We start from the raw sequence: 17498 nt of genomic DNA, 5'->3' as shown, positions 1-17498 counted from the left end.
TCAGACGTATCGTGAGGCAGTCGCGCCGCTTGCGCGGCGTCTCGAGGTGCTCAGCCGACAAGGATAGCGCCGGCCGCGATTTCGTGTTGTGTCGCGCCCAGGGCGCGTTGCGCGCGCAAACAGGCGCTAGCGCGCCGCCGCGATGAGCGAGGTGGTCTTGCGGTGAAAGCGCCAGGCCATCAGCGCGGCAACGCTCGCGAGGCCGGCCGCGAGCCCCCACCACAGGCCGCGCGCGCCCAGGCCGGCGTGGAACGCGAACCAGTAGCCGGTCGGGAAGCCGATGCCCCAGTAGCCGAAGGTCGCGGCGAGCATCGGGATGCGCGTGTCCTTCAGGCCGCGTAGCGCACCCGACGCGACGGTCTGCATCCCGTCGACGATCTGGAACACCGCGGCGATGCCGAGCAGCGACGCGGCGAGCGATACCGTCGCCGCGTTGGCCGGATCGTCGAGGTGCAGGTACAGGCCGACGATCGTATGCGGCGCGACGATCATCACCAGGCCCGACAGCGACATGAAGCCGACGCCGAGCGCGAGCGCGACGAAGCCCGCGTGCCGCGCGGCGACGGGCGAGCCCGCGCCGACCCAGTAGCCGACGCGCACGTTCGCCGCCTGGCCGATCGCGAGCGGCACCATGAACGACACCGACGCGACGTTCAGCGCGATCTGGTGCGCGGCGAGCGACGTCGCGCCCAGCACGCCGACCGTGAGGCCGGTGGCGAGAAAGAGCGTCGATTCGACGCCATACGTGATCGCGACCGGCCAGCCGATGCCGATCAGCTCGCCCATCACGGGAAGCTTCGGGCGCGCGGCGGTCACGAAATGGCGAAAGCGCTGCCGGCCGTGCAGCAGCCAGATCAGCGCGAGCGCGGTGAGCCAGATCGTGATCGTCGTCGCGACGGCCGAGCCGAGAAAGCCCAGGCGCGGCAGCCCGAATGCACCGTGGATCAGCCCGTAGTTCAGCACGCCGTTGACGCCGACGCCGCCGATCGACACCCACAGCAGCCGCCGCGCGGCGCCGATCGCCGGCAGGAACGCGCGCATTAGCCCGACGCCGATCAGGCTGCCGAGCGCCGCGAAGCGCAGGATGCCCGTGTATTCGCCGACGTGATGCGCGAGCAGCGGCGGCTCGTGGAACATCAGCAGGATCGGTTCGGCCAGCGACAGCGCGACGATGGCCGGAATCGCGAGCAGCACGGACAGCGCGAAGCCGGTCCAGTAGATGTGCGGCACGCGGTCCTCGGCCTGCGCGCCGCGCGCATGCGCGACGCTCACGCTGACCGACGACAGCACGCCTTGCAGGATCGTCACGATCACGAAGAAGAAGTTCGCGCCGAGCCCGCCCGCCGCGAGCGAATCGGGGCCGAGCGAACCGAGCAGCACCGTGTCGGTGACGCTCATCGCCATCTGGGAAAGTTGCGCGATCGCGAGCGGCGCGGCGAGGCGCGCGGTATCGGCGGCATGACTGGACAGGGACGGCGGCGCGGCGGCCGTCCGCGTGAGACCGGAATGCGACATGGAATGGGCGCTCGCGCGGGTGCGGGCCCGCGCTCTGTGTATTTATTTTGAGAGACGGCTAGCTTACGGCTTTATGCGTACCGTGTCGAACGCGTGCGCCGATGGCCATGTCACGGGCAGGGGAACCCCCGCGGTCGCTACGCTTCGCGTACCGCGATGCGCGTGTCGCCGAGCAGCACGACCTGGCCCGCGCGGATCTTGCAGGTCTTGCGAAGCTCGACCGCGCCGTCGACCTTCACGGCGCCGGACGCGACGATCAGCTTCGCGGTGCCGCCGCTGTCCGCGAGACCGGTGATCTTGAGCAGGTTGTGCAACTCGACGTATTCGCCGGTCAGCGTGAAATCCAGATTGGGCATGACGAGGAAGGTGCGCAACGCGCGGAAGGAAACGCTCCGCATCATACGGCACCGCGCGTCGGCACGCGAGCGCGGGGTGGTCGCCGGCGGATGTAAAGGACTGTGAGCGATTCGTCAGCAAATGAAACGGTGGGTAACAGTCTGAGAGATTCGCGAACCGGCCGCGCGGGCCGCCGGTCTTCTGTCGTACCTGCCGCGTGTTGCGGTGGGGCATGCAACGGACCGCATCGCCGTGGTCCGGGCGCACAACTTCTTGAGGAGAATTGCCATGTCCAAGATTCGTACGATGCTGATCGGTGCCGCGCTGACGGCGTTCGCCACTTCGGCCGCATTCGCCCAGACCGGCACGACCACGCAAGGCGCGGCCGGTGCCGGCGTGCAGGCGCAGACGCCGGCGGCAGGTGCCGGTGCAGGCATGCAGGGCGGTGCCGGCGCGAACGCGTCGGGCAATGCGACGACCGGTGCGACCGATGCGGTCGGCGCGGCAGCCGATGGTGCGAAGGATACGACGTCGTCGGCCGTCCATTCGACCAAGAAGCACGCGAAGCATGCGGCGAAGTCGGCCAAGAGCCATGCGGGTTCGGCCAAGGCGAAGGCGAAGGCCGACGACGCGACCGAGGGCGGTGCATCGGTCGGCACGCAGGGCGGTGCATCGGCCCAGGGCGCCACGCAGTAAGCGGTGCGCGGCGCCGTCGCGATGCTCGCCTTCGGACGACGCGTCGCGACGGGCGATCGTCCGGCGGCCCGGTTCGCTTCGCGCGAGCCGGGCCGTTTTCGTGGGGTAAGTAAGACGGTCGGCGGGACGCGCTTACGGCCGGCGCTGGCCTTGCCCCTGCCCCTGGGCCGGCCGCACCGCGGCAGGCGTGAACACGCTGCGCAGCCACGCGGCGAGCCGCGCGAAGACGTCGTACGGTTCCTCGACGAAGATCTCCGGCTTGAGCAGCTGCAGGTATTCCATGATCTGCTGCGCTTCCTGCTTCTGGAACGAGCCGTGCGCGAGCCCGAGCCGCAGCAGCCCGCGCAGTTCGCCGAGCTTGTCGCGCGCGGTGCTGCCGACGCTCATCTCGCACGCGAGCTTGGCCTCGTAGATCCGCTGCCGCAGCGATTCCGCGAGCCGCCACGCAGGCGTCTGCATCAGTTCCTCGAGCGTCTGGATGTCCTGCGCCGCGCCCTTGATCTGCGACGCGAGCGGGTCGATCAGCGACGCGTCGCCCTGCGCTTCGGCGACGATCGCCTTCGCCCAGTCGCGGCACGCCTTCGCGAGTTCGTCGGGCGTCCATTCGGAGCGCGACGCGAAGCCGAAGCCGAATTCGCCGGCCTGCCGCATCAGGATCGCGACGACGTCCGGGAATTCCTTGTCGAGCGTGCGCTTGGCCCACGCGTACTGGCCGCCCTGCAGCATTCGCTGCACGGCGTGCTCGGTCAGCGGCACCATGTTGTCGAGCAGCTTCGCGCGCAGGAAATCCTCGAACGACGGCGTCGCGAATTGCGGGTCGAGTTTCAGCGACACGCGCACGAACGCGTCGTAGTCCTTGCGCAGGGACTCGAGCGTGTCGTCCTTGAGGGAAAGGGTGATCTGGCCCATGAATCGTCTCGATGGCGGCCCGCGCAAGCCGGCGCCGGCACGGCGCACCGGAGCGGGCGCAGCGTCGACTGACCGGTGCGCGCCGGGGCCGGTGGCGGGTCTTCCTCTCCTATATCGGCGCGCCGGGCGGAAACTTGAGCGCGCGCGGTGGAGCGTGCGCTCAGGCCGGCGGCCAGTGCGGGAGGACGACCCCTTGCCACAGGAAGAACACGCCGAGCCCGACGGCGATCGTCACGAGCGGGCGGCGGGTCGCGGCCGACACGAGTACGGCCGCGAGCGCGCCGACGAGCTGCGGATTCCGCCACGTCAGTTCGGCCGTGCCGCCATGCGGCGAGACGGTCATCGGCACGATGATCGCGGTCAGCACGGTGACCGGCACGAAGCCGAGCGCGGTGCGCACGAGCGGCGGGAACGTCAGCCGCTCGCCGAACAGGAACAGCGTCGAGCGGATCGCGTACGTGATGACGGCCATGCCGAGGATCAACAGCGCGTAGCTCACGATGCGGCCTCCGGGCGAGAGCGGGCGCGCGTGCGATCGTGCCGCAGCGTGAGCACGACGCCGATCGCGACGCCGGCGGCGACCGCGCCGAGCAGCCCGAGCTTGTACGGCCAACTCTGCCAGAAGTACGCGAGCGTGCCGGCCGTGGCGGCCGCCGCGAAATAGCGCAGCGTGCCGAGCTGCGGGACGACGATCGCGATGAACGTCGCCGCCATCGCGAAATCGAGGCCGAGCGACTGCAGGCCGGGGAACGCCGTGCCGAAGCCGATGCCCGCGAGCGTCCAGACCTGCCAGTTCAGGTACATCGCGAGCCCGGAGCCGAAGAAGTAGTGGGGGCCGATCGTGCCGGGCGGGTGGTGCCGGTAGTGCCCGTAGGCGACCGCGAACACTTCGTCGGTCATCAGCGCGCCGAGCGTCGCGCGCCAGCGCAGCGGCAGGTGCGCGACATAGGGCGCGAGCGTCGCGCTGTACAACAGGTGGCGCAGGTTCACGATCAGCGTCGTGGCAAGCACCACGACGAAGCTCGCGCTGCCGGCGATCAGGCCGAGTGCGATGAACTGCGCGGAGCCCGCGAACACGGCGAGCGACATCAGTGCGCCGTGCCATGCGGCGAGCGGGCCGCCGCCGACGAGCGTGCCGAAAATCACGCCGAACGGTGCGGCGCCGATCATCATCGGAATCGTGTCGCGCGCGCCGTCGAGCCATTCGTTGAGCGGGCGGCGCGGGGGCGATGCGGGTGTGTTGTTCAAGAAGCGCTCCTCCATGAGCGGGAGGATAGCGGGCCGCTGGCGGGCCGGCTTGTATGTTCTTGCGCTCGCCGAAGCGGGGCCGGTGCCCGAGTGAGGGCCGGAGCGAGTTGCAGCGTGGTGGCCGGCTGCGGGAAGCCGCGCGTCAGCTTGCCTGCCAGCGCCCGGGCGGCACGCCGAACATCCGTTTGAAATGCCGCGTGAAGTGGCTCTGGTCGACGAAGCCGCTGGCCGCCGCGACATCGGCGACCGGCACGCCCGCGCGCAGCGGCGCCAGCGCACGCTGCAGCCTCAACTGGTTGCGCCACGCATGCGGCGGCATGCCGGTCGTGCGCGTGAACAGGCGCGCCGCGTGAAACGGTGACAGGCCGGCTGCCTGTGCGACATCGTCGAGCGTCACCGTGCTCGTCAGATCGGCGGCGAGCCGCTCGCGCATCGCGTCGACGCGCGGTTCGTCGGCCGCGAGCGGCGCCGGTCGCGGCCGCGCGTCGGCGTGGCGCGCGATCAGCGTCGACAGCGCGTCGAGCATTGCCGTTTCGGCGGCGAGCGGATCGTACGGGCGCGGCACGCCGGCCGCCGGATCGTCTACCGGCTGCCCGGGCGCACGCGCATGCGACGACAGCGCGCGCTCGCTGCCGGCTTCCAGCATCCGGTGCGCCCGCGTGAGCCGCGCCGCGAGATCGGCGTCGCGAATCACGCCGGGGGCGAACCACGGTGCATCGTGCGGGCGGCCCGCGATCGCACTCGCGAGTTCGCGGATGAATTCGACCGGCATGTAGCTGACGCGATAGCACCAGCCTTCGTCGGCGGCACGCGAGCCCGTATGCACTTCGCCGGGATTGATCACGGGCACGGTGCCTGTCTCGGCGACATAACCGGTGCCGCGATAGGTGAAGCGTTCCGCGCCTTCGAGAATCACCGGGATCGTGTACGCGTCGTGCCAGTGGGGCGCGAACGCGTGATCGCGGTAGGTGGCCGTGAGCAGATCCGCGTCCGGCACGAGCGGCGTGCGCCAGTAGCGTGCGGAATCGGGAAGGCGGGTGGCGGGCATGATCGGGCGCGGGAGCGGTCGAACCGACAGTGTATCGCTCGCGCGCCCGGCGGGTGCGGGCTTACTTGAGCGGAATCGTCGTGCCGGCCGGCATCGGCACCGCGGTGACGGCGTTCTTCGGGCTGCCGCTGACGATACGGTCGCTGTAGGTCAGGTAGACGATCGTGTTGCGTTTCTTGTCGACCACGCGCACGACGTGCAGCGTCTTGAAGATGAACGACATGCGTTCGCTGAACACGTCGGCCTGCTGCTTGAGCGGCTCCTTGAAGCTGATCGGGCCGACCTGCCGGCACGCGATCGACGCTTCGCTCGGATCCTCGGCGACGCCGAGCGTACCCTTGATGCCGCCGGTGCGGGCGCGCGACACGTAGCAGGTCACGCCGTTCACGACCGGATCGTCATAGGCCTCGACGACCACGCGGTCGGAACCCGTGACGCGGAAATGGGTGTTGACGCTGCCGACTTCCTCCGCGTGCGCGAGCGGTGCGGCGGCGAAGGCGGAGAGCAGGAGGGCGACGGGGGTGAAACGGAGGAGGCGATGCTTCATCGACGGAACCGGAGGATGCGAATGCGGGACAGAGACTCTAGCATGCGCATGGCCGGGCCACGAAAAGCAGAAAGACGGAACGGTGGCCGGAAAAACAAAAGGCCCGTCGAATGACGGGCCTTTCGCTATTTGGCTCCCCGACCTGGGCTCGAACCAGGGACCTACGGATTAACAGTCCGGCGCTCTACCGACTGAGCTATCGGGGAATAAATCGGTACATCTGCGTGTCGTGCTTTCCAACAAAAAACCCGTCCACTTTCAACGGGCCTTTGCGTTTTTGGCTCCCCGACCTGGGCTCGAACCAGGGACCTACGGATTAACAGTCCGGCGCTCTACCGACTGAGCTATCGGGGAACAAACAACAACAGCAGAGAAACGAGATTGTATGGAGTGTTCGCTAACCTGTCAATACTTTGGAGCCGCGACACATAAAAATTTTTTGCGGCCGCCGCGCGATCAGCGCTCGAGCAGGTGCAGCTTGTCCTGCACGTCCTTCCACTCGTCCGCGTCGGCGGGCGCCGGCTTGGTCTTCGTGATCGACGGCCAGTTCTTCGCCAGCTCGGCGTTCAGCTCGGTGAACTGCTGCTGGTCGCCCGGAACGTCTTCTTCGGCATAGATCGCATTGGTCGGGCATTCGGCGACGCACACGGCGCAGTCGATGCACTCGTCCGGATCGATGGCGAGAAAGTTGGGACCTTCACGGAAGCAATCCACCGGGCACACATCCACGCAATCCGTGTATTTGCACTTGATGCAGCCTTCGGTCACAACGTGAGTCATTAAAACGCTCCTGCTTGGCGGTATATGGGGTGGCGTTTGCGCCAAAAGCGGCATTGTAACTGAAGCGCAAAACCCGCATGTCGTGGTCGGCTATCCGGCTTATATCGTTTCGTGATTAGTTTATGGCGTGCGCAACGCGGACACCCGCACACGCACCGGCGGCGCGAAGCGCGAGCCGGCGGGGCGGTTTCACGATGGTCCGGCACGCATTCGGGTAACATGACCGACAGACCGGGCGGCGCGCGGTGCGCCGGGGCCGGTCACGATATTGGCGCTGCCGTCATCATGATCATCACTTCGCTGCTCGACACGGATCTCTACAAGTTCACGATGATGCAGGTCGTCCTGCATCACTTCCCCGCCGCAAACGTCGAATACCGTTTCCGGTGCCGCACGCCCGGCGTCGATCTCGTCCCGTACATCGACGAGATTCGCGACGAGGTGCGCGGCCTGTGCTCGCTGCGCTTTTCCGACGTCGAACTCGACTACCTGCGGCGCATGCGCTTCATCAAGAGCGACTTCGTCGATTTCCTCGCGCTGTTCCACCTGAACGAGAAGTACATCTCGATCACGCCGTCGCCGAAGGGCAACGGCGAGATCGACATCGTGATCGAGGGCCCGTGGCTGCATACGATCCTGTTCGAGATTCCGGTGCTCGCGATCGTCAACGAAGTCTATTTCCGCAACACGCAGCGCGAGCCCGACTATCGCGAAGGCCGCGAGCGGCTGCGCGAGAAGATCAAGCTGCTCGGGGCGAAGCCCGAATTCGCCGACTGCAAGATCGCCGACTACGGCACGCGCCGGCGCTTCTCGAAGGTCTGGCACGAGGAAGTCGCGCTCACGCTGCGCGACGGGCTCGGCCCGCAGTTCGCGGGCACGAGCAACGTGCTGTACGCGATGAAGCACGGCATCACGCCGCTCGGCACGATGGCGCACGAATACCTGCAGGCGTGCCAGGCGCTGGGCCCGCGGCTGCGCGATTCGCAGATCTACGGCTTCGAGATGTGGGCGAAGGAATATCGCGGCGATCTCGGCATCGCGCTGTCGGACGTCTACGGCATGGACGCGTTCCTGAACGACTTCGACATGTACTTCTGCAAGCTGTTCGACGGCGCGCGCCACGATTCGGGCGATCCGTTCGACTGGGGCGAGCGGATGCTGCGCCATTACGAGGCGAACCGATGCGACCCGCGCACCAAGGTGCTCGTGTTCTCCGACGCGCTCGACATTCCGAAGGTCATGCAGCTGTACGAACGGTTCCGCGGCCGCTGCAAGCTCGCGTTCGGCGTCGGCACCAACCTCACCAACGATCTCGGCTACGTGCCGCTGCAGATCGTCATCAAGATGGTCCGCTGCAACGGCCAGCCGGTCGCGAAGCTGTCCGATTCGCCTGGCAAGAGCATGTGCGACGACAAGGCGTATCTCGCGTACCTGCGGCAGGTCTTCGGCATCGCGCAGCCGGTCGAGGAAGACGCGTCGAAGTAGGCTTTGGCCGTTCGGCCGAAGGTGCGTCGCGGCAGGGGCGGCCGGTATAATCCGACGTATTGCACGCCAACGTCACGAGGACCGTTCATGGACACTTCCGCTGCCCGTCGCCAGATCCTCGCGCGCATTCGCGCGGCGCAGGGGCGCGCGGCCGAACCCGATGCAGCGGAGCGCGACGGCGTCGCCGACTATCTCGCCCGTCATCCGCAGGGCCCGCGCCCGCCGGCGCCGGCCGATCTCGTCGCCGCTTTCGTCGACGAGGCTGCACGCCTGTCGACCACGGTCGACGAAGTCGCGACGCTGGCCGACGTGCCTGCCGCCGCCGCCCGTTATCTTGCCGCTCATGGTCTGCCGACGCAGGCCGTCGCATGGCGCACGCTGGCCGATTTCGACTGGGCGGGCGCCGGCCTGTCGGTCGAGTGCCGCAAGCCGCGCGACGGCGATCTCGTCGGCTTGACCGGCTGCTTTTGCGCGACCGCCGAAACGGGGTCGCTGGTATTGCTGTCCGGCCCCGACACTTATGCATCGGCCGGCCTGCTCCCGGAAACCCACATCGCGATCGTGCCGGCGTCGCGCATCGTCGCCGGTCATGAAGACGCGTTCGCGCTGATTCGCGCGGAGCGCGGCGAGCTGCCGCGTGCGGTCAATTTCGTGTCGGGCCCGTCGCGCACGGGCGACATCGAGCAAACGATCATTCTGGGCGCGCACGGCCCGTACCGCGTGCACGCGATCGTCGTACGGGGCGCATGACGCACCCGCCGCATCCACCGCTACTCGAACAAGGAAGTTCTGCATGAAACGACATGCCGCCTGGGCGGGCATGGCGTCGGGAATCGCGCTTGGCGCCGCGCCCGCGCTCGCATCGGCCGCCACGCTCGACGGAGCCACGTTGTCCGCGCTCTGGGGCATCCCGTTCGCCGGGATCCTGCTGTCCATCGCGCTGTTCCCGCTCGTCGCCCCCGTGTTCTGGCATCACCACTTCGGCAAGATCGCAGCCGGCTGGGCGATCGTGTTCCTCGCGCCGTTCGCCGTCGCGTTCGGCGCCGGCGCCGCGTTCGGCACGCTCGTGCATGCGTTGCTGGAGGAATACATTCCGTTCATCGTGCTGCTCACCGCGCTCTACACGGTCGCGGGCGGCATCTGCGTGAACGGCAATCTGCATGGCTCGCCGAAGCTGAATACGGCGATCCTCGCGCTCGGCACGCTGCTCGCGAGCGTGATGGGCACGACGGGCGCCGCGATGCTGCTGATCCGGCCGCTGCTGCGCGCCAACGACAACCGCAAGCACGTCGTGCACGTGGTGATCTTCTTCATCTTCCTCGTCGCGAACGCGGGCGGCTCGCTGTCGCCGCTCGGCGATCCGCCGCTGTTCCTCGGCTTCCTGAACGGCGTGAGCTTTTTCTGGACGACCACGCATCTCGCGCTGCCGATGCTGTTCATCTGCGTGGTGCTGCTGACGCTGTTCTTCGCGCTCGATACGTACTTCTACCGGAAGGGCGGCGAGGAGCGGCCGGCCGTGCTCGATCCGACGCCCGACGGCGCGGCGCTGTCGATCGACGGCAAGATCAACTTCGTGCTGCTGGCGGCCGTGATCGCACTCGTGCTGATGAGCGGCGTATGGAAGCCGGGCATCGCGTTCGACGTGTGGGGTACGCACGTCGCGCTGCAGAATCTCGTGCGCGACGTCGCGCTCGTGGCGGTGACGCTCGCGTCGCTCGCGCTGACGCCGCGTTCCGCACGTGAAGGCAACGCGTTCAACTGGGCGCCGATCGAGGAGGTCGCGAAGCTGTTCGCGGGCATCTTCGTGACGATCGCGCCGGTGATCGTGATCCTGCGCGCGGGCGCGGACGGCGCGTTCGCGCAGATCGTCCATCTCGTCACGGGGGCCGGCGGCAAGCCGATCGACGCGATGTACTTCTGGGCGACGGGCATCCTGTCGTCGTTCCTCGACAACGCGCCGACCTATCTCGTGTTCTTCAACCTCGCGGGCGGCGACGCGCAGACGCTGATGACGGCCGGCGCGTCGACGCTCGCCGCGATTTCCGCCGGTGCGGTGTTCATGGGCGCGAACAGTTACATCGGCAACGCGCCGAACTTCATGGTGAAGGCGATCGCCGAATCGCGCGGCGTGAAGATGCCGAGCTTCTTCGCGTACCTCGGCTGGGCGCTCGTTATCCTGGTGCCCGTGTTCCTGCTGACGTCGGTGATTTTCTTCCCGGCGTAACCTGACGACTTTCAACCAAGCGCGGGCAGTCCCGGCGGCGCGATGCGCGCCGCGATCGGCCCGCGGCATGCGGAGATGGCGATGCAGAAGATCCTGGTCGCGCGTCCGATCTTTCCGGACGTGATCGAACGGCTCAAGCAGTATTTCGACGTTGACTGGAACGATGGCGACGCGCTCGCGCCCGACGCGCTCGCCGCGCGCCTGGCCGACAAGGACGGCGCGCTGACGGCCGGCGACCCGGTCGGCGCGGCGACGCTCGCGGCGGCGCCGCGCCTGCGCGTCGTGGCGAACATGGCGGTCGGCTACAACAACTTCGACATGGCCGCGTTCAACGCGGCGAACGTGCTCGGCACCAACACGCCTGACGTGCTGAACGAGTCGACCGCCGATTTCGGCTGGGCACTGATGATGGCCGCCGCGCGCCGGATCGCCGAATCCGAGCACTGGCTGCGCGCCGGTCACTGGCAGAAGTGGGCGTACGACGGTTTCCTCGGCGCCGACATTTACGGCTCGACGCTCGGCGTCATCGGCATGGGCCGCATCGGCCAGGCGCTCGCGCGCCGTGCGCGCGGCTTCGGGATGCAGGTGATCTATCACAACCGGTCGCGGGTCGCGCCCGAGATCGAGGCCGAGCTGAATGCCGAATACGTGTCGAAGGAGGCGCTGCTCGCGCGCGCCGACCATGTCGTGCTCGTGCTGCCGTACACGAAGGAGAACCATCACACGATCGGCGCGGCCGAGCTCGCGAAGATGAAACCGACGGCGACGCTGACCAACATCGCACGCGGCGGGATCGTCGACGATGCGGCGCTGGCCGCCGCGCTGCGCGACGGGACGATCGCCGCGGCGGGCCTCGACGTGTACGAAGGCGAGCCGACCGTGCATCCGGCGCTGCTCGAGGTGCCGAACGTCGTGCTGACGCCGCATATCGCGAGCGCGACCGAAAAGACCCGCCGCGCGATGGCGAATCTCGCCGCCGACAACCTGATCGCCGCGCTGGGCGAGGGGCCGCGCGCGGGGCAGCCGCCGAATCCGATCAACCCTGACGTGATCGGGAAGCCGCGCGCATGACGATGACGTTGTTGCTTGCGGCGGTCGTCGTGCTGGCCGTCGCGCTCGCGGTGGCGATCGTCGCGCTCGTGCGCGGCGGCCGCCACGACGATGCGGCCGTGCTCGGCGATCAGATCGAGGATGCCGCGCATGCGCAGGCGCGTGCCGTCGAGCGGCTCGAACGCGAATTGCGCGGCGAGATCGTCGAAAACGCGCGCGGCTCGCGTACCGAGCTGGCCGGCAGCTTCGCCCAGTTGCAGCAGACGCTCGCCGCGCAACTGACGAGCGTGGCGACTGTGCAGAACAACCAGATCGAGGGCTTCGCGCAGCAGCTCGGCAAGCTCGTCGCCGGCAATGCGCAGCAGTTCGACGCGATGCGCGAGAGCCTGCAGCGGCAGGCGCAGCAGGCGCGCGAGGAACAGACGGGCGCGCTGCGGCTGTTCGGCGACACGCTGCACCGGCAGCTCACGCAACTGACCGAGGCGAACGATCGCCGGATCGGCGAGGTGCGTGCGACGCTCGAACAGCGGCTGAAGGAAATCGAGACGAACAACGCGGCGAAGCTCGAGGAGATGCGCCGCACCGTCGACGAGAAGCTGCACGCGACGCTCGAGCAGCGGCTGGGCGAATCGTTCAAGCTCGTGTCGGACCGGCTCGAACAGGTCCATCGCGGGCTCGGCGAGATGCAGACGCTCGCGGCCGGCGTCGGCGACCTGAAAAAGGTGCTGACCAACGTGAAGACGCGCGGCACCTGGGGCGAAGTGCAGCTCGAGGCGCTGCTCGAGCAGATGCTCACGCCCGACCAGTACGCGAAGAACGTCGCGACGGTGCCGAAGAGCACAGAGCGCGTCGAATTCGCGATCCGGCTGCCGGGGCGCGAAGCCGGCACGCGCGACGCGCCGCCGGTGTGGCTGCCGATCGACGCGAAATTCCCGCGCGAAGACTACGAGCGGCTGATCGACGCGCAGGAGCGTGCCGACGCGGTGGCCGTCGAGGAAGCGGCGCGTGCGCTCGAGGCGCGGGTGCGAATGGAGGCGCGCACGATCGCCGAGAAGTACGTCGCGCCGCCGCACACGACCGATTTCGCGCTGCTGTTCCTGCCGACCGAGGGGCTCTATGCGGAGATCCTGCGCCGCCCGGGGCTGACCGACCTGCTGCAGCGCGACTATCGCGTGACGGTCGCCGGGCCGACCACGCTGACCGCATTGCTGAACAGCCTGCAGATGGGGTTCCGCACGCTCGCGATCGAGCAGCGCTCGAGCGAGGTATGGCAGGTGCTCGGCGCGGTCAAGACCGAGTTCGGCAAGTTCGGAGACGTGCTCGCGCGCACGAAGGCGCAGCTCGAAACGGTCACGCGCTCGATCGAGTCCGCCGAGCAGCGCACGCGTGTGATGAGCCGCAAGCTGAAGCAGGTCGAGGCGCTGCCGGGAGAGACGGCGGCCGGGCTGCTCGGCGCGGAAGCGGCCGACGGCGCGGATGCGGACGACGCGTGACGCACGTCGTCGATAGCCGTCGGATAGAGAAAACGGGCGCCGCGGCGCCCGTTTTCCTTTGCGGCGATCGCCGGCGCGGCCGGTGCGCGCTCAATGCGCGGCAAGCATGTCGAGCGCGTCGCCCGTCACGCGAACGATGCGCCACTCCGGCAGCACGGTCGCGCCCATCTTCTCGTAGAAATCGATCGCCGGCTGGTTCCAGTCGAGGACCGACCATTCGAAGCGCCCGCAGCGGCGCTCGACGGCGAGCGCCGCGAGATGACGCAGCATCGCGGTGCCCAGGCCCGTGCCGCGCTGCGACGGCTGCACGTACAGATCCTCGAGATAGAGCCCGCGGCGACCGAGGAACGTCGAATAGTTGTGGAAGAACAGCGCGTACGCGACGATCGCGCCGTCGCGCTCGGCAACCAGCGCTTCGGCGGCCGGGCGCTCGCCGAACAGCGCGTCGGCCAGATCGGCTTCGGTCGCGACGAACAGCGCCGTGAGCTGCTCGAATTCGGCCAGCTCGCGCATCAGCGCGAGGATCGCGCCGACGTCGCGCGGATCGGCCGCGCGGATCAGCGGCGTGCCGCTCACGCTTCCTCCGGCGGATCGGACAGCACGATTTCGATGCCGCCGAAGCGCGACGCGACCCAGTTGTACGCGTGGCACGCGATCCACAGCAGCACGAAGCCGAGGATCGCGTTCAGCAGCAGCGCGCTCAGGATCGTGCTCAGCTCGACCATCCCGTAGCGGATGTACGCGACGAGAATGCCGAGCAGCACGATCGGTACGCTGAACGTCAGGTAGACGAGAATCAGCGCCTTCGCGGTCTGCCCCGCGGCGATCGACGAGATTTGTTTCTTCATGTGCGAATTGCCCCCGTAGAAATATACCGATAGTGGAATTCAGATCAGGCCGTCGAGCGGCAGGATGTCGACCGGGGCGCCCGCGTCGACTGCCGCGGTATCGTGGCCCAGGACGATGAAACAGTTGGCGGCGGCAAGACCGCTCAGCGACGCGGAGCTTTGCGATCCGGCCGGCGCGACGTGCCATTGGCCGTCGGCGGCGCGCGTCGCGATGCCGCGCAGGTATTCGGTGCGGCCGGGACGCGTCTTCAACGGCTGCGTGCTGCGTGCCGTGTACATGGCCGGCGGTGGCGTCCGTGCGCCGGCCGGCGTCAGCAGCGCGGGGCGCACGATTGCGTAGAACGTCACGGCGGATGCGACAGGATTGCCGGGCAACCCGAAGAACAGCGCGTGTCCGGCGCCGTCGGCTGCGCGTGCGAGCGTGCCGCATGCGAGCGGCCGGCCGGGCCGCAGCGCGAGGCTCGCGAACGTCACGTCGCCGAGCCGCGCCATCACGTCGCGCGTGAAGTCGGCTTCGCCGACCGACACGCCGCCCGACGTGATGACCGCATCGGCCTGCGCGGCGACGGCGTCGCGCAACGCGGCTTCGAGCGCGGCCGGGTCGTCCCGGACGATCCCGAGGTCGATCGCGTCCACGTGCAGCCGTTCGAGCATCGCGATCAGCATCCCGCGATTGCTGTCGTACAGCGCGCCGCGGCCGAGCGGTTCGCCGGGCTCGCGCAACTCGTCGCCGGTCGAGAACACGGCGACGCGCACGCGCCGGCGCACCGTGACGTCGGTGATGCCGAACGACGCGAGCAGGCCGAGATCGGACGGCCGCAGGATGCGGCCCGCGGCGAGCGCACAGGCGCCGCGTGCGAGATCCTCGCCGGCCTGGCGGCGGTTCGCGCCGCGTGCGACGTCGTGCGCGGCGAAGCGGATCGTGTCGCCGTCGACACGCACGCGTTCCTGCGGAATCACCGTGTCGCATCCGGCCGGCATCGGCGCGCCCGTCATGATGCGCACGCATGCGCCGGCCGCCACGGCGCCGTCGAACGGATGGCCGGCGAACGCGCTGCCGGCGACCGCCATCGCGACCTCGCCCTGCGGCGCCGCGAGCGCCGCGCTGCCGCCGTCGAACGCATAGCCGTCCATGGCCGAGTTGTCGTACGCGGGAATGTCGAACGGCGCGCGCACGTCGGCCGCGAGCACGCGGTCGAGCGCATCGCGCAGTGCCACCGTGTCGCACGCGTCGACGGGCGTCGCGAAGCGGCACGCGAGCGCCTGCGCGTCGGCGAGCGACAGCGGGGCGTCGGGGTCGGGTGCGGTTCGGGAGGCGGGCGAGGATTGCGTGATCATCAGTCGGACTGCGCCGCGAGGCGTATCGGGTTCGTGGCCGGTGGCGCGAGGAGGGTGCCTGGGCGCGGGTGTCGCGTGTGGCGGGCGCCGGGCGGGAACGGCACGGGGCCGTCAGCGGCGGGCCAGCGCGGCGAGTTCCTGCCAGGAGTTGGCATTGTAAAACGCACGCTCGTCGCGAAACTCGACTTCGACCGTCTTGTGGCGTGCGTACCACGCACGCACCTTGCGGTCGCCGGCCGCGAGCCGGGTGGCCAGATCGTCGGCCAGCGACGTGCGCAGCAGCGCGAACGTCGGCTGCGGCGAGCGCATCCGCTGCGCGTCGACGGTGACCGCCATCGCGATGTCGGCCTGCTGAGCGTCGAGCGCCGCATGCAGCCGTGCGACGAGGTCGGCGGGCAGATAGGGCGTGTCGCACGGCGAGCACGCGACCAGCGGCGCGCGCGCCGCGCGCATGCCGGCGAGCAGGCCTGCGAGCGGCCCGGGGAAGTCGGGGGTTTCATCCGCGACGATCCGCGCGTCGAACGGCGCACCGAGTTCGGCATAGCGATCGGCATGACGATTCGCGCTGATCAGCGTCTCGTCGACCTGCGGCGACAGCCGGCGCAACACGTGCAGCGCGAGCGGCGTACCGTCGAGCAGTTGCAGGCCCTTGTCGACGCCGCCCATGCGCGTGGCGCGTCCGCCCGCAAGCAGCAGGCCGGCGATCGACGTGGAGGCGGGAGCGGGCATCGTGCGAAGGCGGAAAGGGGCGGCGTGCGTCAGCCGCCGATATACGACATTTCGACGCGCTTGCCCGCGCCGTCGGGCGCGGCGGCGGCCGATGCGCTGCCGCGCAGTTGCGAATAGCGGTCGGTGCGCGCCTGCCAGATGCGGGCGATCGCGGTCGCGATCTCGGCATCGCTCGCGCCGCCGCGCACGAGCGCGCGCAGATCGTGGCCGGCCGACGCGAACAGGCAGAGGTACAGCTTGCCTTCGGTCGACAGCCGCGCGCGCGTGCAGTCGCCGCAGAAGGCCTGCGTGACGCTCGAGATCACGCCGATCTCGCCGCGGCCGTCCGCATAGCCCCAGCGCTGCGCGGTTTCGGCCGCCGTGTGCGGCTCGAGCGGCACGAGCGGGAAATGTTCGGCGATGCGCGCGACGACGTCCGCCGACGGCAGCACCTCGGTCATGTTCCAGCCGTTCGACGTCCCGACGTCCATGTATTCGATGAAACGCAGGATCACGCCGGTGCCGCGGAAACGCTCGGCCATCGGCAGGATCTCGCTGTCGTTGGTGCCGCGCTTCACGACCATGTTGACCTTGACCGGCGCGAGGCCGGCGGCCTGCGCGGCGAAGATGCCGTCGAGCACGTCGGCGCTCGCGAACTCGGCATCGTTCATGCGCTTGAACAGCGTATCGTCGAGCGCATCGAGGCTGACCGTGACGCGCGTGAGCCCGGCGTCCTTCAGTGCGCGCGCCTTGCGGGCGAGCAGCGAGCCGTTGGTCGTCAGCGTCAGGTCGAGCGGGCGGCCGGCGTGCGTCGTCAGGCGCGCGAGGCGCTCGATCAGGAATTCGAGGTTCTTGCGCAGCAACGGCTCGCCGCCCGTGATGCGGATCTTCTCGACGCCGTGCGCGACGAAGAGCCGCGCCACGCGCTCGATTTCCTCGTGCGTGAGCAGCGCGCTGTGCGGCAGGAACGGGTAATCCTTGTCGAAGACCGCGCGCGGCATGCAGTACACGCAGCGGAAATTGCAACGGTCCGTCACCGAAATGCGCAGATCGCGCAGCGGCCTGGCGAACGTGTCGGCCAGCGTGCCGTCGGGGGCATGCGCGACGCCGGAGACGTCCGGCATCCCGCTGACGTCGGCGAGAGGAATGATGCGTCGGGACATGTTGAAAGAAGTACGAGCCAGACCGCTATTTTAGCTGCAACCGGCTGACGGGGCCGGTGAGCGGAAACCCGCAGCGCGGACGTAAAAAAGCCCGCCGGAAGGCGGGCTTT

General features: G+C 68.8%; 19 protein-coding genes and 2 tRNA genes. 6 read left to right on the top strand and 15 right to left on the bottom strand.

Annotated features, from left to right (window positions below):
* Positions 1 to 126: 126 nt before the first annotated feature.
* Both norM and LGN10_RS04815 read right to left on the bottom strand, forming a co-directional pair.
* A complete protein-coding gene (gene norM / locus LGN10_RS04820) occupies positions 127 to 1515 on the bottom strand; it encodes a multidrug efflux MATE transporter NorM (RefSeq protein ID WP_059574033.1) in 1389 nt (462 codons plus the stop codon).
* Positions 1516 to 1652: 137 nt separating this feature from the next.
* Entirely contained in the window at positions 1653 to 1871 is a 219-nt protein-coding gene (locus tag LGN10_RS04815; RefSeq protein WP_006486208.1) for an RNA-binding S4 domain-containing protein, read from the bottom strand.
* 268 nt (positions 1872 to 2139) lie between these two features.
* Between LGN10_RS04815 and LGN10_RS04810 the strand changes: the two genes are divergently transcribed.
* Positions 2140 to 2547, top strand: coding sequence for a hypothetical protein (locus tag LGN10_RS04810; RefSeq protein WP_226222019.1), 408 nt, complete (start codon positions 2140 to 2142; stop codon positions 2545 to 2547).
* A 132-nt stretch (positions 2548 to 2679) separates the two neighbouring features.
* Here LGN10_RS04810 and LGN10_RS04805 read toward each other — a convergent pair whose 3' ends face one another.
* The 8 genes from LGN10_RS04805 to fdxA all read right to left on the bottom strand — a co-directional run bounded on the left by LGN10_RS04805 (position 2680) and on the right by fdxA (position 7079).
* Positions 2680 to 3456 carry a DUF4088 family protein gene (locus tag LGN10_RS04805; RefSeq protein ID WP_226222018.1) on the bottom strand — a complete coding sequence of 259 codons (777 nt, stop codon included), beginning with the start codon at positions 3454 to 3456 and terminating at the stop codon, positions 2680 to 2682.
* 160 nt (positions 3457 to 3616) lie between these two features.
* Positions 3617 to 3955: an AzlD domain-containing protein gene (locus LGN10_RS04800; RefSeq protein ID WP_059574030.1), complete on the bottom strand. Its 339-nt coding sequence runs from the start codon at positions 3953 to 3955 to the stop codon at positions 3617 to 3619.
* Positions 3952 to 4719 carry an AzlC family ABC transporter permease gene (locus LGN10_RS04795; RefSeq protein WP_059574029.1) on the bottom strand — a complete coding sequence of 256 codons (768 nt, stop codon included), beginning with the start codon at positions 4717 to 4719 and terminating at the stop codon, positions 3952 to 3954. Before LGN10_RS04795 ends, LGN10_RS04800 begins: the two co-directional genes overlap by 4 nt.
* A gap of 127 nt (positions 4720 to 4846) precedes the next feature.
* Entirely contained in the window at positions 4847 to 5752 is a 906-nt protein-coding gene (locus LGN10_RS04790) for an AraC family transcriptional regulator (protein WP_099316195.1), read from the bottom strand.
* A gap of 61 nt (positions 5753 to 5813) precedes the next feature.
* Entirely contained in the window at positions 5814 to 6299 is a 486-nt protein-coding gene (locus LGN10_RS04785; protein ID WP_226222016.1) for a CreA family protein, read from the bottom strand.
* A 130-nt stretch (positions 6300 to 6429) separates the two neighbouring features.
* Positions 6430 to 6505 (bottom strand) — tRNA-Asn (locus LGN10_RS04780).
* A 72-nt stretch (positions 6506 to 6577) separates the two neighbouring features.
* A tRNA-Asn gene (locus LGN10_RS04775) sits at positions 6578 to 6653 on the bottom strand.
* Positions 6654 to 6755: 102 nt separating this feature from the next.
* Entirely contained in the window at positions 6756 to 7079 is a 324-nt protein-coding gene (gene fdxA / locus LGN10_RS04770; RefSeq protein ID WP_011544919.1) for a ferredoxin FdxA, read from the bottom strand.
* A 285-nt stretch (positions 7080 to 7364) separates the two neighbouring features.
* On the opposite strand from fdxA, the gene pncB reads away from it, so the two are divergent.
* The 5 genes from pncB to rmuC all read left to right on the top strand — a co-directional run bounded on the left by pncB (position 7365) and on the right by rmuC (position 13331).
* Positions 7365 to 8564, top strand: a complete 1200-nt coding sequence (gene pncB / locus LGN10_RS04765) for a nicotinate phosphoribosyltransferase (protein WP_034206754.1) — start codon at positions 7365 to 7367, stop codon at positions 8562 to 8564.
* 87 nt (positions 8565 to 8651) lie between these two features.
* Complete coding sequence (locus LGN10_RS04760; RefSeq protein WP_059574025.1) at positions 8652 to 9314, top strand: LutC/YkgG family protein; 663 nt, start codon at positions 8652 to 8654, stop codon at positions 9312 to 9314.
* Positions 9315 to 9357: 43 nt separating this feature from the next.
* Positions 9358 to 10788, top strand: a complete 1431-nt coding sequence (locus LGN10_RS04755; protein WP_226222014.1) for a sodium:proton antiporter — start codon at positions 9358 to 9360, stop codon at positions 10786 to 10788.
* A gap of 81 nt (positions 10789 to 10869) precedes the next feature.
* Positions 10870 to 11859, top strand: a complete 990-nt coding sequence (locus LGN10_RS04750; protein ID WP_059638337.1) for a 2-hydroxyacid dehydrogenase — start codon at positions 10870 to 10872, stop codon at positions 11857 to 11859.
* Positions 11856 to 13331: a DNA recombination protein RmuC gene (rmuC, locus tag LGN10_RS04745; protein ID WP_226222013.1), complete on the top strand. Its 1476-nt coding sequence runs from the start codon at positions 11856 to 11858 to the stop codon at positions 13329 to 13331. The genes LGN10_RS04750 and rmuC overlap by 4 nt, the downstream gene beginning before the upstream one ends.
* Before the next feature lie 90 nt (positions 13332 to 13421).
* Here the strand turns inward: rmuC and LGN10_RS04740 are convergent, their stop codons facing one another.
* The 5 genes from LGN10_RS04740 to moaA form a co-directional block, all read right to left on the bottom strand.
* Positions 13422 to 13907 carry a GNAT family N-acetyltransferase gene (locus LGN10_RS04740; RefSeq protein ID WP_226222011.1) on the bottom strand — a complete coding sequence of 162 codons (486 nt, stop codon included), beginning with the start codon at positions 13905 to 13907 and terminating at the stop codon, positions 13422 to 13424.
* On the bottom strand, positions 13904 to 14179 hold the full coding sequence (locus LGN10_RS04735) for a hypothetical protein (protein ID WP_006476519.1): 276 nt from the start codon (positions 14177 to 14179) through the stop codon (positions 13904 to 13906). Before LGN10_RS04735 ends, LGN10_RS04740 begins: the two co-directional genes overlap by 4 nt.
* Before the next feature lie 39 nt (positions 14180 to 14218).
* Positions 14219 to 15517, bottom strand: coding sequence for a gephyrin-like molybdotransferase Glp (gene glp, locus LGN10_RS04730; RefSeq protein ID WP_226222009.1), 1299 nt, complete (start codon positions 15515 to 15517; stop codon positions 14219 to 14221).
* A 111-nt stretch (positions 15518 to 15628) separates the two neighbouring features.
* Positions 15629 to 16246, bottom strand: a complete 618-nt coding sequence (gene mobA, locus LGN10_RS04725) for a molybdenum cofactor guanylyltransferase MobA (protein ID WP_059574020.1) — start codon at positions 16244 to 16246, stop codon at positions 15629 to 15631.
* Positions 16247 to 16275: 29 nt separating this feature from the next.
* Positions 16276 to 17388, bottom strand: coding sequence for a GTP 3',8-cyclase MoaA (moaA, locus tag LGN10_RS04720; RefSeq protein ID WP_059638265.1), 1113 nt, complete (start codon positions 17386 to 17388; stop codon positions 16276 to 16278).
* Positions 17389 to 17498 lie beyond the last annotated feature (110 nt).

The organism is Burkholderia sp. AU32262 (assembly GCF_020419985.1).
In the GTDB taxonomy this organism is placed as follows: Bacteria; Pseudomonadota; Gammaproteobacteria; order Burkholderiales; family Burkholderiaceae; genus Burkholderia; species Burkholderia semiarida.
This window is presented reverse-complemented; position numbering and strand designations above follow the sequence as displayed.

Coding starts and splice junctions, on each gene's coding strand:
- fdxA (WP_011544919.1), bottom strand. CDS start 7,079: ATGACTCACGTTGTGACCGAAGGCTGCATCAAGTGCAAATACACGGAT.
- LGN10_RS04760 (WP_059574025.1), top strand. CDS start 8,652: ATGGACACTTCCGCTGCCCGTCGCCAGATCCTCGCGCGCATTCGCGCG.
- moaA (WP_059638265.1), bottom strand. CDS start 17,388: ATGTCCCGACGCATCATTCCTCTCGCCGACGTCAGCGGGATGCCGGAC.
- pncB (WP_034206754.1), top strand. CDS start 7,365: ATGATCATCACTTCGCTGCTCGACACGGATCTCTACAAGTTCACGATG.
- LGN10_RS04810 (WP_226222019.1), top strand. CDS start 2,140: ATGTCCAAGATTCGTACGATGCTGATCGGTGCCGCGCTGACGGCGTTC.
- LGN10_RS04735 (WP_006476519.1), bottom strand. CDS start 14,179: ATGAAGAAACAAATCTCGTCGATCGCCGCGGGGCAGACCGCGAAGGCG.
- LGN10_RS04785 (WP_226222016.1), bottom strand. CDS start 6,299: ATGAAGCATCGCCTCCTCCGTTTCACCCCCGTCGCCCTCCTGCTCTCC.
- LGN10_RS04805 (WP_226222018.1), bottom strand. CDS start 3,456: ATGGGCCAGATCACCCTTTCCCTCAAGGACGACACGCTCGAGTCCCTG.
- mobA (WP_059574020.1), bottom strand. CDS start 16,246: ATGCCCGCTCCCGCCTCCACGTCGATCGCCGGCCTGCTGCTTGCGGGC.
- LGN10_RS04815 (WP_006486208.1), bottom strand. CDS start 1,871: ATGCCCAATCTGGATTTCACGCTGACCGGCGAATACGTCGAGTTGCAC.
- rmuC (WP_226222013.1), top strand. CDS start 11,856: ATGACGATGACGTTGTTGCTTGCGGCGGTCGTCGTGCTGGCCGTCGCG.
- glp (WP_226222009.1), bottom strand. CDS start 15,517: ATGATCACGCAATCCTCGCCCGCCTCCCGAACCGCACCCGACCCCGAC.
- LGN10_RS04790 (WP_099316195.1), bottom strand. CDS start 5,752: ATGCCCGCCACCCGCCTTCCCGATTCCGCACGCTACTGGCGCACGCCG.
- LGN10_RS04795 (WP_059574029.1), bottom strand. CDS start 4,719: ATGGAGGAGCGCTTCTTGAACAACACACCCGCATCGCCCCCGCGCCGC.
- LGN10_RS04755 (WP_226222014.1), top strand. CDS start 9,358: ATGAAACGACATGCCGCCTGGGCGGGCATGGCGTCGGGAATCGCGCTT.
- LGN10_RS04750 (WP_059638337.1), top strand. CDS start 10,870: ATGCAGAAGATCCTGGTCGCGCGTCCGATCTTTCCGGACGTGATCGAA.
- norM (WP_059574033.1), bottom strand. CDS start 1,515: ATGTCGCATTCCGGTCTCACGCGGACGGCCGCCGCGCCGCCGTCCCTG.